Source organism: Chryseobacterium sp. SIMBA_028 (assembly GCF_046535285.1).
Classification (GTDB): domain Bacteria; phylum Bacteroidota; class Bacteroidia; order Flavobacteriales; family Weeksellaceae; genus Chryseobacterium.
In genome coordinates, this window is sequence record NZ_JAWRWZ010000906.1 from 1 (window position 1) to 229 (window position 229).

Below are 229 nucleotides of genomic sequence, written 5' to 3' on the forward strand. Positions count from 1 at the left end.
CGTGTAAACTCATCTTAGTGATTTTTAAAATTTAACTGTTCAGCTTTCGCAAGACTTCCTTTTTTCTGTACATCGGAATCTACCTGCCCGTCTACCAGATTATTGAATCCCATTGCTTTTTTATTTCCTCCGATTTCCACAAGTACAACTTCTTTTTCTTCCCCCGGTTCAAAACGCACGGCGGTACTGGCGACAATATTCAGCCTTTTCCCAAATGCTTTTTCACGGT

1 protein-coding gene is annotated in these 229 nt (G+C 40.6%); it reads right to left on the reverse strand.

Annotated elements, in window-relative coordinates; translation table 11 throughout:
* Positions 1-14: 14 nt before the first annotated feature.
* Positions 15-229 (reverse strand): urease subunit beta (locus SCA31_RS25835; RefSeq protein WP_410699783.1); only part of this gene is annotated, 215 nt, incomplete at its 5' end.